At 47.4% G+C, this 12,052-nt stretch carries 15 protein-coding genes; 3 read left to right on the top strand and 12 right to left on the bottom strand.

The annotated features are described in order from the left end of the window. Positions 1 to 102: 102 nt before the first annotated feature. The 12 genes from AB3R30_RS19525 to AB3R30_RS19470 all read right to left on the bottom strand — a co-directional run bounded on the left by AB3R30_RS19525 (position 103) and on the right by AB3R30_RS19470 (position 7,444). Complete coding sequence (locus AB3R30_RS19525) at positions 103 to 423, bottom strand: TMEM14 family protein (protein WP_458650892.1); 321 nt, start codon at positions 421 to 423, stop codon at positions 103 to 105. A gap of 10 nt (positions 424 to 433) precedes the next feature. Beyond that, a complete protein-coding gene (locus AB3R30_RS19520) occupies positions 434 to 1,465 on the bottom strand; it encodes a phycobilisome rod-core linker polypeptide (protein WP_458650891.1) in 1,032 nt (343 codons plus the stop codon). A 138-nt stretch (positions 1,466 to 1,603) separates the two neighbouring features. Then, a complete protein-coding gene (locus tag AB3R30_RS19515; protein WP_458650890.1) occupies positions 1,604 to 1,969 on the bottom strand; it encodes a CpeR family transcriptional regulator in 366 nt (121 codons plus the stop codon). Next, positions 1,947 to 2,555 (bottom strand): CpcT/CpeT family chromophore lyase, encoded by a 609-nt coding sequence (locus AB3R30_RS19510; protein ID WP_458650889.1) that lies wholly within the window; start codon positions 2,553 to 2,555, stop codon positions 1,947 to 1,949. Before AB3R30_RS19510 ends, AB3R30_RS19515 begins: the two co-directional genes overlap by 23 nt. Further along, positions 2,555 to 3,082: a phycobiliprotein lyase gene (locus tag AB3R30_RS19505; protein ID WP_458650888.1), complete on the bottom strand. Its 528-nt coding sequence runs from the start codon at positions 3,080 to 3,082 to the stop codon at positions 2,555 to 2,557. Before AB3R30_RS19505 ends, AB3R30_RS19510 begins: the two co-directional genes overlap by 1 nt. Before the next feature lie 26 nt (positions 3,083 to 3,108). Further along, the gene (locus AB3R30_RS19500) at positions 3,109 to 3,867 is read right to left on the bottom strand and encodes a phycobilisome rod-core linker polypeptide (RefSeq protein ID WP_458650887.1); all 759 of its coding nucleotides are present in this window, start codon (positions 3,865 to 3,867) and stop codon (positions 3,109 to 3,111) included. 99 nt (positions 3,868 to 3,966) lie between these two features. Beyond that, on the bottom strand, positions 3,967 to 4,713 hold the full coding sequence (locus AB3R30_RS19495; RefSeq protein ID WP_458650886.1) for a phycobilisome rod-core linker polypeptide: 747 nt from the start codon (positions 4,711 to 4,713) through the stop codon (positions 3,967 to 3,969). 29 nt (positions 4,714 to 4,742) lie between these two features. Further along, entirely contained in the window at positions 4,743 to 4,892 is a 150-nt protein-coding gene (locus tag AB3R30_RS19490; RefSeq protein WP_458650885.1) for a hypothetical protein, read from the bottom strand. Beyond that, positions 4,870 to 5,730, bottom strand: coding sequence for a phycobilisome rod-core linker polypeptide (locus AB3R30_RS19485; protein WP_458650884.1), 861 nt, complete (start codon positions 5,728 to 5,730; stop codon positions 4,870 to 4,872). The genes AB3R30_RS19490 and AB3R30_RS19485 overlap by 23 nt, the downstream gene beginning before the upstream one ends. 328 nt (positions 5,731 to 6,058) lie before the next feature. After that, entirely contained in the window at positions 6,059 to 6,619 is a 561-nt protein-coding gene (locus AB3R30_RS19480; RefSeq protein WP_458650883.1) for a phycobiliprotein lyase, read from the bottom strand. 74 nt (positions 6,620 to 6,693) lie between these two features. Next, entirely contained in the window at positions 6,694 to 7,101 is a 408-nt protein-coding gene (locus AB3R30_RS19475; RefSeq protein WP_458650882.1) for a helix-turn-helix domain-containing protein, read from the bottom strand. Between the two features lie 40 nt (positions 7,102 to 7,141). Next, entirely contained in the window at positions 7,142 to 7,444 is a 303-nt protein-coding gene (locus AB3R30_RS19470; protein WP_458650881.1) for a type II toxin-antitoxin system HigB family toxin, read from the bottom strand. Between the two features lie 348 nt (positions 7,445 to 7,792). Between AB3R30_RS19470 and AB3R30_RS19465 the strand changes: the two genes are divergently transcribed. From AB3R30_RS19465 to AB3R30_RS19455, 3 genes are read left to right on the top strand one after another with little or no spacing between them, the layout of a single operon-like run. Beyond that, positions 7,793 to 9,625, top strand: a complete 1,833-nt coding sequence (locus tag AB3R30_RS19465) for an ATP-binding protein (RefSeq protein ID WP_458650880.1) — start codon at positions 7,793 to 7,795, stop codon at positions 9,623 to 9,625. A gap of 30 nt (positions 9,626 to 9,655) precedes the next feature. Next, positions 9,656 to 10,030 (top strand): response regulator, encoded by a 375-nt coding sequence (locus AB3R30_RS19460; protein ID WP_458650879.1) that lies wholly within the window; start codon positions 9,656 to 9,658, stop codon positions 10,028 to 10,030. 8 nt (positions 10,031 to 10,038) lie between these two features. Next, positions 10,039 to 11,967: a response regulator gene (locus AB3R30_RS19455; protein ID WP_458650878.1), complete on the top strand. Its 1,929-nt coding sequence runs from the start codon at positions 10,039 to 10,041 to the stop codon at positions 11,965 to 11,967. The last annotated feature ends 85 nt before the right edge of the window (positions 11,968 to 12,052 follow it).

Below are 12,052 nucleotides of genomic sequence, written 5' to 3'. Positions count from 1 at the left end.
CTGGTTCCTTCTCCTGCGGGAGAGGGCTAGGGTGAGGGCGGAGTCGATCGGGGTAACGCAAGTAGATGAATACCAAAGTTTCAATGCTAGTTCAGCGATCTCTTAGAACGCCCCCAGTTGACTCAGCATCACGCCCAAGGATGGAATGCCCAAAAGCAGCATCAAACCAGCAGGCATGAACTTACGAGTTTTGAATAGGCGCATCATAAACGCCATCAGCAAGATTCCTGTGACCCCTGCGGCAGCCAGCAAGCCCCAAGACTGACCTTGGAGATGTAGAAGGGCACTGAGCAATAACAAAACGCCACAGCCGCAGCCAGCAATCAGCGAAATCTGACTTTTTGCCTGCCTGTAACCCAAAATGCCGCCGACGATCGCCAAAATGCCATAGACGATCGCTGCAATAATACCGGGATTCATCATTTTATTTCTCCTAGAAAAAAGTACGCTGCCGCCATTTGTTTAACCGGGCTTCTCCAATCGCTGCCAGCGATCGCGCCTCTGCCAATTGTTGTTGCAAGCTAGTAATTTGGGATTTTTGCTGGTCAATCTGCTGTTCTAGCTCAGTGGCAGCGATCGCGCTTGCTGTAAAAGAGCTTTGAGATTCAATCGGCGAACTACTCGCAAACTTTCCCTGCTGCGTAATCGCAGAACCCATACTAGCAAAAGGACGCAAGTCTGCCAGTTGGCGTTGCAAGGTGGCAATTAAGTCTGCTTGTTGCCGATGGAGATCTGCATTCTTCGCTGTTAGAGAGGCTGAGATCGGCGAAGTATAGCGAGTGGGTTGGGCACTTGGCTTAAATACATCCGCCAAGATCATGCTGACATCCTGAGTCTGGCTACCCCCAGACGTTTGATTTCGGAGTAGCGATCGCGTCAGGCGGGGTCGATTGCCAAATTGCAAATCGCGATCGCTGCTAGAAGCACCCCGCAGCAGTTGCAGCATGTTGGTAACCTCCAGCAACGACTGTCCAGTTTGGGTTTTATAGCCCCGATAATAGGGCACAATATCTTCCCCAAAAACCTGCTGATATTCTTCACTGTCTAGGTAAGAATCAATATCGTCTTCAAAGCCTGCTTGATCCAAAATTGCACTGTGATCGCGCATTTCGTCAAAACTATCAGGAGCGCGCCCCAGCAAATGCTTAAAGTTCAGTTCGATCGCGCGGTAGCGATAGCAGTTATCAAAGAACCGAGAACGGTATAGCTCAGACTTGGCAACTTGGCGGACAAATTCTCGTACACTCAGTTCTCCCCGCCTCAGTTTTGATTCGGGAACGGTTAGCCGCTCACTTTCCATCACATGAGCATTGCCTAACACTTGCCGATACACTGCCCGGATGGCTAGATCAACTTCTGCATCTGACCGTTCCTGCCACAATCGCACCGGATCAGTTTCGTCAAACGCGCTAACCCCTAACCCAGCTTCAGGATTGACTACGGGATTCACAAATGTATTATTCACTTGAATTAGCTCCTTGAAGTCATTAAAAATTAAAATGCAAAATTAAAAGTGTTTTAGTGTAGCAATACAAAATGCTATTTAAACCGTGCTGTCACAACTCTCCAGAATTCACATTTGCAATCTCTAGTCTTCAAGCCCTCAAACCTGTTCATCAAATCGGGTGCGAAAACTGCCATATTTCAACCAGTATTGCTTTAAGTTATGGCAAGGTGTGTGCAAGCTGGCGGTGGCTCGATAAAGCACCACTTGACGATGATCTCCAAGCCAAATTTTATCAATTGGGTTCACCGAAATCACGGTGCCGCCTAATGCCTCAATCGAACCAGAAAAGCGATCGACGGCACTAAAGTCTACCGTTTCAAACACAAAGAAATTACCCGAACAAATTAAATGCCGACTCCGAATCCAGCACTGCATCTTTTTCTGCGCTTCTGGGGGTAACATTTTGGCTTCAAATGATTCCAGAGTGGGCAGGGAAAGGTCATAAAACACCTGGGACTTCATGGGCAAAACTCTCCCGTTTTTCAAACCGCAGGGGTCCAAAAACCGACCCCCAAACTTGCTGATGTGTGGTTACATCCATGCCTTTATCGAGGCTAATCCAAGTTGTTTCAGTGATTTCAACAAAACTATCCAGGTAAGTTTGGCAACCGTTTTTTTCGATTAAGCAGCGGTTTCCAGGTTCAACACTTCCATAGAAGCGATCGCCCTCTCGTTTAAACACCATGGAGCAGTGATCGCGTCGTTGAATACAATCGGGAGTGATGGTTTTAAGAATATTTAAGTCGCGCGCGGCTCCAGCATAGTAAATCGAATTTTTTAAGCCATAGTTTTCGATATAAATCTGATTGGCTTGAGCCACTAAGCGATGAACGCCCTGACGATAAGGAGACCACAAATCATAGTCATACACTTGTTCTGAATAGAGTCCAATTCCCGCAAAAAACTCAAACGGTAACGGACGAAAGAACACATGAATGTGGGCGTAATCTTTAGAATTTTCTTGGGCTTGTTTAGAGTTGCTGAAATCGCCTGCCATCCACCGAGCGAGGGTGATTAAATCATCAGTGGCAGAAGTAAAGGACTGCATTAGCTAGTTTGACGAATTTCTGACGAAAAGGAAGCCGTGACCACTCCTGTACCTGCACTGGTTTTGATCAGGGATACCCGACAGCGGACATTGGGATTGACAAACCAAATTTTCTCTTCAGCCGCCGCGCGATCGTAGGCAGTCACTAAAACGAACGTCCCATCTTCAGTTAACGAATAATCACCGACTGCCGCAATCTCTTCGGCATACCCTTGATCGCGCAACAGCTTACCGCGATTAGCCTGATTGGGATCAGGAATCGGAACTAAAACACAGGTGCCTTGAACCGCTTCACTCTCTTCCCAATCAGACTGCCCAGCCCAACTCATCCGAAATGGAGAAACCGCTACCTTCGGATCAAAATTGTAGGTTTTGCAAAGATCAATCACAGCGGCATCTTCTATAGAGAGCGGCACAATATCAATCTCAGACTGAATCGCTTCAAAATGACCAAACGCCAAATGATGGGCGCTGCGTTGCGATCGCCAACGCCCAATTGAAGCGGCTACAAATTCCGTAATGTCCATTTCAGATCACGTATACAAAGGGCTATCTAAGACACTTCCGTAATACTTAGAATCTTGCCGCCAGACTTATGGATATTCTGGATCTTCTGAGATAGCTGGTTGTAGCCCACTTCAAAGGTGGCAGCACTTTGGGTAACACGAGGTCCATAGCTCGCTTTGGAAACCGAGATCCGGAAGCGCTTACCCGTATTGCTATAAGCACCCGAAGCACGCGATGGCGAAACCAGTTTGGTCGGTAAATTTCCGCCGATGTCGCTGATCAGCTTTGCCGAGTTGCCTACGTCATTGGCAGCATATCCGCGCATTAAGGCAAATGTGCGGTTAAACCCAACATTTTTGATGCCAAGTTGAGTGCGGTTGCCACGAGCAGAAGGCACTACATTTTCACCAAATCCAAGAGTATATTCCTCGCTATCGATGTAGGAATTAATCTCTACTTCGTAGCCGTGGTTGTTATAGGTCTGTACATGTTCTGAAATTTCAGTTTGATCCTGGGGAGCGCGACCCAGCAAATGTTTAAAGTTCAATTCAATGAAACGGTAGGGAGAAGATGTTTCAAAAAATAAAGAACGGTATAAGTCAGACTGAGCAACGGCGCGAACAAACTCTTTAACAGTAATGTCGCCGTTTCGCAATTGCGACTCAGCACTCGTCAACCGCTCACTATCCATCACATGAGCATTGCCCAACACTTGGCGGTAGACGGCTCGAATGATGTCTTGTAGATTTTCTTCAGTGGCGTTGGGGCGCATCTCAACCGATTCGGCTTCAATCCAAAGTGCCATGCTAAATCTCCTAAATTAAATTGGTATAAAGCGATCAAAAACAGAAACCACAGACACACAGCGCAGGGTGAGCAATGCCCACCCTCTAAAAAAAACGAATTAAACTTCGGTAATGCTGACAATTTTGCCAGAGGTGCGGTTAATTCGCTGGATTTGCGGAGTCATTTTGCTAGCAGGCACGATGTATTCAGTGGTGCTAATCCGACGACGAGTATCAAACTTAGAGCCAGTCACTACAATTTTGAATCGTTTTTCCGTGCCAGACCCAATCACCGTTGCCGTGGAAGGCTTAATCACATTCGTGCTATTGCTGGCAATGGTGTAAACCAACTGCGAGGATTGCACGGCGCTATTAATTTGAGCGGGTCCGCGATCGAGGACAAAGATCCGGTTATAGCCAACCTGCTTAGGATTCGATTCGCTATTTTTGCCGCGAGAGTATGGCACAACATTCTCGCCAAACGCTTCTTGATACTCGGCGCTGTCGATATACGAATCGATTTCAGCATCGTAGCCCTCGGCAACGCAGCGAACGATATGCTCAGACACTTCTCGTTGATCTTGGGGTGCCCGACCGAGCAAGTGCAGGAAGTTCAGTTCCACAAAGCGATAGGGAGCGCAAGACTCAAAATAACGAGAGCGATAGAAATCTGATTTGGCAACCGCACGAACAAATTCCCGCACACTGATAGAGCGATCGCACAACTGAGATTCTGCCGTCACCAGTCGCTCACTTTCCATCACATGGGGATTCCCCAACACATGCTTATAAACTGCCCGAATTACCGTTTGAACGTCCTCTAAGTCACTGGTAGACCAGAGTTCCAGAATCGTGGGGGATGCCATTGAAACCTATCTCCTAAAGTTTTGTAGGTTTAAAGTGAATTCAAAATGTAAAGGTACTTATAGGAATGAAGCATTCGGACGAGAATCGAAGGGCGATCGCCCACTCTTTTGCCTAAATGCTTCATTCCGCCAAACCGCGATCGCTCTAGCAAGAAGCTATACAGCCGTAATGCTGGCAATAATGCCGCCCTGCTGATGAATCCGCTGATATTCTTGGGACAATTGCTCGTAAGGCACCATATAAACCTGGTTACTGCGGCGGAACTTGGAAATCCGATTGACTGCCTTCGAGCGATAACCGGTGACTTCAATCCGGTAAACTCGCCCATCAGAACTCGCGCCCACGCCCAACCGAGTAATTGGATCGATCGCAGGAGAAGAGAACAGCGCCCCATCGCTAGCAGGCGAAACCACAGGCGTTGGAGTCTGGAGAATGGTTAAAGCATTCAGCTTCGGAGTCTTGCCTGACAAATCACCTTTGAGGCTGCTGCTAGAAGCGCCCCGCACCAGTTGGAAGGTATGGGTAAACTGCACCATACTGGTGCAAGCTTCGCTCTTATAACCCCGAATATAAGGAACAAAGTTTTCACCAAACGTATTTTGATACTCGTCGCTGTCGATATACGAATCAATATCCGCTTCAAAGCCCTGAGTATCCAAAATGGTGCTGTGCATCCGCATTTCTTCTAAATCGAACGGCGGACGACCGAGCAAATGCCGGAAGTTCAGTTCGATCGCCCGATAACGAGGACAGCTAGTGAAAAAGCGAGAACGATAGAGATCGGACTTTGCCACGGCTCGGACAAACTCACGAACACTCAATTCACCCCGCTTAAACTGGGATTCCGGCACGACTTGCCGCTCACTTTCCATCACATACGCATTGCCCAGCACTTGCCGATAGACTGCTTTAATGATGGTTTCGACTTCTTCTTGTGAGCGACCGGGCACCCACTCAACGGGGGGGGTTTCATCGAACAGGCTAACCCCTAGACGTGAAGCTGGTCCAAAAGACATTAATCGTATCTCCTGGTTAACGATAAAGTTTAAGAAATTGTTTCGAGATGCAAATAAATCTCAGAATTACTTATTCAAGCAAATCAGATGACTGGATGAGTTGACATAAAGACAACTTTCCAGTTTTACATCAGAGAATTTTTAGTTTTCCCGGCACTCAAGCTTTTAAGGCTTTTATACGCTTTGTTATGATCGATTTTCTTATAAGCGTGTGATCATGAACGTCAAGCTTTGTAAATCTTAATAAAGTTGACTAGTTTTGCACTGATTTTGCACAAACGACTCCAGCAAAACAATGGGCTATTTTTGGCTTACTCACCCTAACGCCTTAAGACTCCACCTTTTGCTCAACTCCAAACCCAACCAGCACCACCTCTTGAAGGGGTTCGTTGTCATCGGGTCGGCGGTAGTTCAGGATTTTACGAATCCGCAGTTTAGGATTCACCAACGTGATCGAGTCTACAGATACAACTCGCGTATAAGTAGTCGTCATCAACAGTTCGCGGTTTTCGGGGTTGAACTGGAAGCGGGAAACAATCGGACGGGATTCTTCATAGGCGCGATCGCGCAAATAATCGCCGATGACCAACAGCCCCTCTTGCGGCTGCGGCACAAACAGCATATTCAGCGCTTGATTCACCCGATCGCCTTTGTCTGAAACGGTGGCAAACTCTAGATGATATCCGGGCAAACTGTCTAAGTCTGGCTGGTCAGGATAGTGATTATCGGTCAGCACTTGAGATTTGCGATCGCGATCAACCGATTGGATGACAAATTCAGTATGCGATCGCTCTACTTCTTGCTGAGCTAGATAGTGGTAGGTGCGCTCGGTTGCCCAATTGCCAACGCAATCGTCAAAAAACTGTTGGAAGGGGGAAAGAGAAGTCATGGGGTAGAACGTGAAGGGTTAAACATAGCGACTTGTTAGGCTTGGCTACGTACTAGTGCATGACAACAAGCAGCTTAAGACGACCGACTAAAGAAAGTAGATGGAGACACATTGAAAAAGTCAGCTAGTTTTTCAATGTGTTCTACAGTGAATTTACGCTGCCCGTTGAAAATTGCAGACACAATTGACTCAGTTTTGAAAACAGGAACGAGATCCTTTTGTTTAAGACCAAACTCATCAACTAACGCCTTAAGCAACTCAACACCGCTTAAATCTGGAATTTGCACATACTTTGCTTCGTATTCATGAACAAGCATACCCAGTACGTTCAGGTAATCTTGTTTATCTGATGTCATCTCACGAGAGTCAAGTAAGCTATCAATAACTTCTTGAACTGCAAGTAACTCCTTTTCTGATTTAATTGGGCGAGGCGGAAACTTTTTTAGAAGCTCTATGTAAGTATTAGGTTCAGCGGTAAACATATGACTTTTCGCCCGTTAACAGCGGCGACCTGATAGTAAGCTACTCATACCAATCATCTTGTTTCCAATCATTTTTGTCATACTCTGCATGAGTAAGAATATGACGAATAAAAACCTTCTGGGATGTGTAATCGATCAAAGCAATTAAGCGATATTTATTACCCCCAATATTAAAGATTGTAAAATTTTCAACTTGATCAGCAGCAGCAAAAACCTCGCGTACTTCTACAAACTTTTTCCAGTTAGCAGTAACCGTCAATTTATACCAAAGGCGTAAACTAGTTTCGGAATCAGGATGCTTCTCCCAAAACTCTAGAAGGCGAGAGCGAGTAATAATGTGCATAACCACTAAAAAACGAGCAGGACATAGTAAATCTCCAGAGGGTATGCAACTTACTGTCTTGGATAATCACTGGGTCGCTTGTAATTGCTTTGCCATGTGATTAGTTATCAATCGATGGGATCTTAGCAAATTGCGAAGATAATTACAAGATTGTAAAAAAAGAGGATTTTTTGAGCAAATCTGAGGCATATGATGATCCTCCTGACTAAGAGATAGCACTTGAATTTGCTTAAAGCTCCACAATGCCGCGATCGCTGATTAAGATTTGCAATGTTATTTTTATTAGATTTGAAGTTTTGCTCGGTTCAGTAAACAATTGGAGATATTTCGCGCATTGGCTTTACTTCATTGTCCAAACGGTCTTCTCGGCAGTCTTTAAAGGCTGACAAGCAAAATTCCAAACAGAAAGACTCCATGCAGGCAGAATTACGCCAGCAGAAGCAGCGGGTTGAACTGTTTTCAGAAGTAACGCTCAAAATTCGGCAATCGCTGCAGCTCAAAGAAATTTTGCATACGACCGTAACGGAAGTTCAGCGGATTTTGCAAGCCGATCGCGTGTTGATTTATCAGGTGTTGCCCGATGGCACTGGCAAGGCGATCAGTGAGGCGGTGTTGCCAGAATATCCGGCGCTGATCCAGTTGGAATTTCCAGAAGAAGTTTTTCCAGCAGACTATCAGCAGCTTTATAGCCAAGGACGAGTGCGGGAGATCGCCAATGTGCATAACCCGGCGGCTGGCTTAGCGGATTGTTTGGTGGAATTTGTTGAACAATTTGACATCCAAGCAAAATTGATTGTCCCGATCGTTCAAACTCTGAATGTGCATTCTAACGGGCAATCCCAAAGTACTTCCCAGCCCCAAAATCATCTTTGGGGTTTGTTGATTGCCCATCAATGCCGCAGTCCCCGCCATTGGGTTGAGTTTGAACTAGAACTGATGCAGCAACTCGCTGATCAAATCAGCATTGCCCTTTCTCAAGCCCAACTGCTGGAACATCTGGAAGAGGTTGTGGAAGTGCGCACCGCAGAATTGCAACAGGTAAATCGCAATCTTCAACAAGAGATTAACGTGCGAATGCAGGCAGAAGCCGCCCTCCGGCAAAGTGAAGAACAGTTGCGCTTGATCACCAATGCGCTGCCGGTACTGATTGCTTATGTGGATGACCAACAAGAGTATCGGTTTAACAACCAAGCCTATGAAGAGTGGCTTGGGCAATCTCCTAGAAACATTTATGGGCAGCATCTCCAGCAGGTTTGGGGTGCAGAGTCCTATCAACGAATGCAACCACAGGTAGAAGCGGCGCTATCGGGGCAGGTTGTCACCTATGAAAATGATGTGGTGCTGAAGGATGGCAGTGTGCGATCGGTGGATGCCACCTATATTCCCCATCGAGATGCTGACAAAATCGTCAAAGGGTTTTTCTCTTTAACCAGCGATATTAGCGATCGCAAGGCGATCGAACGGATGAAAGATGAATTCATTTCGGTAATCAGCCATGAACTGCGAACGCCGCTGACTTCGTTGCATAGCGCCCTCAAAATTCTGGCAACCGGGCGACTGGGCACTCTTTCCAACGAAGGGCAGCAAATGTTAGGGATTGCCGATGACAGCACCGAACGCTTAGTGCGGTTAGTCAACAATGTGCTTGATTTACAGCGGATCGAGTCGGGCAAAGTGGTGATGGATCGCCAAGCCTGCAACGCAGCAACTTTGATGATTCAGGCAGCGGAGGCAATGCAGGCAATGGCGCAGCAGCAGGGCGTGACGCTGGTAACGCAAGCAGCCGATATTTTCATTTGGGCGGATATCGATTATATTCTGCAAACCCTGACCAATTTACTCAGCAATGCGATTAAGTTCTCTGCGATCGGGGGAACTGTTTGGTTAACCGTTGACCAGGACGACCCGACAACATCGCATCCTCAGCACTCCAACTCTGAAGTCGTGTTTCGAGTGCGCGATGAAGGGCAAGGCATTCCGGCTGATCAGCTTGAGCGGATTTTTGAGCGGTTTCAGCAGGTCGATTCCTCCGACTCACGCAAAAAAGGCGGCACGGGGTTAGGGCTTGCCATCTGTCGCAAAATTGTTGAACAACACAATGGCAGAATCTGGGTAGAGAGTGTTCCCGGTTGCGGCAGCACTTTTGCGTTTACGTTGCCTGCCTTCCATCAAAGTCATTAACAAAAGTCATTCACAAAATTAGGGCGATCGATGCCAAGCAAACGAATTTTAATTATTGATGATGAAGAAACCATTCAAACTGTGGTTCAATTTGGCATCAAAATGGCGGCAGGTTGGGAAGTGCTGGTCGCTGGATCGGGGGTTCAAGGCATTGAGACGGCTCAAACTGAAAAACCGGATGTGATTTTGCTCGATGTGATGATGCCAGAAATGGATGGCATTGCTACGTTTAGAGAACTTCAATCCCGAATTGAAACTGAACATATTCCAGTCATTCTGCTAACGGCTAAAGCACAAACGGCAGAAACGCGGCAGTTTAATGAGTTGGGGGTGAGCGGTGTGATTACCAAACCTTTCAACTCGCTAAATTTACCAGACCAAATCGCCCGGATTCTCCATTGGTAATACCATCGATGAAAATTTTGCTGGTAGAAGATGATGAGGTATTAAGCAAAGTCCTAACGAGGACGCTCACGACGCATCACCATATTGTGGATGTCGTTAAAGATGGAGAAATGGGATGGACTTATGGCTCGACCTTTGAGTATGACCTGATGGTGCTGGATATTGTGTTGCCAAAACTGGATGGCATTAGTTTGTGTCAGCGATTTCGGGCGAAAGGGTATGATACGCCAATTTTGATGCTGACGGCGCAGGATGCCAGGACAGTAAAAGTGCAGGGATTGGATGCGGGAGCCGATGATTATGTCGTCAAGCCCTTTGATCCGGTGGAACTGGTCGCTCGGATTCGGGCGTTGCTCAGGCGGAGCAGTAGCCAGCCCTTCCCCCTTCTAAGCTGGGGAGCTTTGCTGTTAAATCCAAGCAGCTGTGAGGTGGCTTATAACGGTCAGCCTCTTACCCTAACGACCAAAGAGTATGAGTTTCTAGAACTGCTGTTACGAGATAGCCACTATGTTTTTAGTAGCGATGAATTAATCGATCGCCTCTGGTCGTCAGAAGATTTTCCATCGGAGGCAACAGTGCGATCGCACATTCGGCGAGTGCGGCAAAAACTAACGGCGGCAGGCGCGCCCGCCGATTTTATTGCGACGATGCACGGACGCGGTTACTACCTGAAGGCGATCGAGACGGAAGCAATCCCAGAAAGTGCTTTCTCCCTTGCCCCAAGTAATGCGGTGGTAGCGGGGCAATTATCAACAGCAGAACCTTTAGGCGATCGCCGCGAACCGAGTTCTGAAGCCGATCTTTCACTGAACTCATCGCAACAATACTTGGATTTTCTCAACGAAACTTGGACAACCACTCAACCCAAAAGCTTGGATCAACTGGCGGTTTTGTTTCAAACGATCCATGATTTGCAGCGCGATCGCCTCACCGCCCAACAGCTAGCCGCTGCCCAACAGATGACACACACATTAGTAGGAACTTTGGGCATTTTTGGCTTAACTAAAACGACTCACCTGGTGCGGCAACTGGACTATTGGCTAGGCGGACGGGAGCCATTGCAGCCCAAACATGCCCCGCTGATGCAAGCGCTAGTAACCGCCCTTCAGCAGGAAATTCAGAACACCACGCAGATTCAGCCCTGCCAAATTCCGAATCAACTGTTACCCCGCTTGCTGCTGGTCAGTTCAGACTTACCGTTTAACCAGTTGCTTCAGGTGGCAGCCACTCGCTGCGGGATTCAGCTTGAAACTGTGCCCACCCTAGAGCCGATGGGGTGGGGAGAATCACAGCCCAATGTTATCTTGTTGCGCCTGCCCACTGAATCAGACCCAGCAACCTCTGATCAGCCTCCGTTAAGCCTACTGCTAGAAGCTTTACAAACCCTTGTCCAGCGCTATCCAGCCTTGCCCGTGTTGGTGATGAGCGATCGCGGCAACTTGAGCGATCGGCTAGAGGTTCTCCGACGGGGTGGCAAACGGTTTCTCACCACTCAAACGCCCATTGATCAGGTCATGGCGGCGGTGGTGCAGTTATTGGAAACACAGAATTTGCCTACTAGAGTGATGATTGTCGATGACGATCGCACTTGGCTTAGCACTCTGCCAACCTTGCTTAAACCCTGGGGCTTCAAGGTCACGACTCTGGCTGATCCACGGCAGTTTTGGACTGTTTTACAAGCGGTCGCTCCAGATGCGCTGATTTTGGATATCAACATGCCCCAAATCAATGGCTTTGAACTGTGCCAGATGCTTCGCAGTGATCCCCAATGGCAGCGGTTACCCGTATTATTCCTCAGCGTGCTAAGCGATTCTGATAGTCAACAGCAAGCCTTTACCGCAGGAGCCGATGACTATTTATCGAAGCCCGTCATGGGAGTTGCCCTTGCCAATCGGATTCTCAGCCGACTGCACCGACTACGCGCCTGTGCTGGATGAAATGCGCTGAATCAACCATTGCACACATTTTGCACAGAATATACGCCAAGGTAAGTTTTAGTCTTGTTCTCAAATAGAAGCTTAT

The organism is Sivoneniella epilithica UHCC 1019 (assembly GCF_040830845.1).
GTDB lineage: Bacteria > Cyanobacteriota > Cyanobacteriia > Leptolyngbyales > Leptolyngbyaceae > ULC077BIN1.
This window is presented reverse-complemented; position numbering and strand designations above follow the sequence as displayed.

Coding starts and splice junctions, on each gene's coding strand:
- AB3R30_RS19515 (WP_458650890.1), bottom strand. CDS start 1,969: ATGAAGTCCCAGGTGTTTTATGACCTTTCCCTGCCCACTCTGGAATCA.
- AB3R30_RS19455 (WP_458650878.1), top strand. CDS start 10,039: ATGAAAATTTTGCTGGTAGAAGATGATGAGGTATTAAGCAAAGTCCTA.
- AB3R30_RS19510 (WP_458650889.1), bottom strand. CDS start 2,555: ATGCAGTCCTTTACTTCTGCCACTGATGATTTAATCACCCTCGCTCGG.
- AB3R30_RS19470 (WP_458650881.1), bottom strand. CDS start 7,444: ATGCACATTATTACTCGCTCTCGCCTTCTAGAGTTTTGGGAGAAGCAT.
- AB3R30_RS19460 (WP_458650879.1), top strand. CDS start 9,656: ATGCCAAGCAAACGAATTTTAATTATTGATGATGAAGAAACCATTCAA.
- AB3R30_RS19475 (WP_458650882.1), bottom strand. CDS start 7,101: ATGTTTACCGCTGAACCTAATACTTACATAGAGCTTCTAAAAAAGTTT.
- AB3R30_RS19525 (WP_458650892.1), bottom strand. CDS start 423: ATGATGAATCCCGGTATTATTGCAGCGATCGTCTATGGCATTTTGGCG.
- AB3R30_RS19480 (WP_458650883.1), bottom strand. CDS start 6,619: ATGACTTCTCTTTCCCCCTTCCAACAGTTTTTTGACGATTGCGTTGGC.
- AB3R30_RS19495 (WP_458650886.1), bottom strand. CDS start 4,713: ATGGCATCCCCCACGATTCTGGAACTCTGGTCTACCAGTGACTTAGAG.
- AB3R30_RS19505 (WP_458650888.1), bottom strand. CDS start 3,082: ATGGACATTACGGAATTTGTAGCCGCTTCAATTGGGCGTTGGCGATCG.
- AB3R30_RS19485 (WP_458650884.1), bottom strand. CDS start 5,730: ATGTCTTTTGGACCAGCTTCACGTCTAGGGGTTAGCCTGTTCGATGAA.
- AB3R30_RS19500 (WP_458650887.1), bottom strand. CDS start 3,867: ATGGCACTTTGGATTGAAGCCGAATCGGTTGAGATGCGCCCCAACGCC.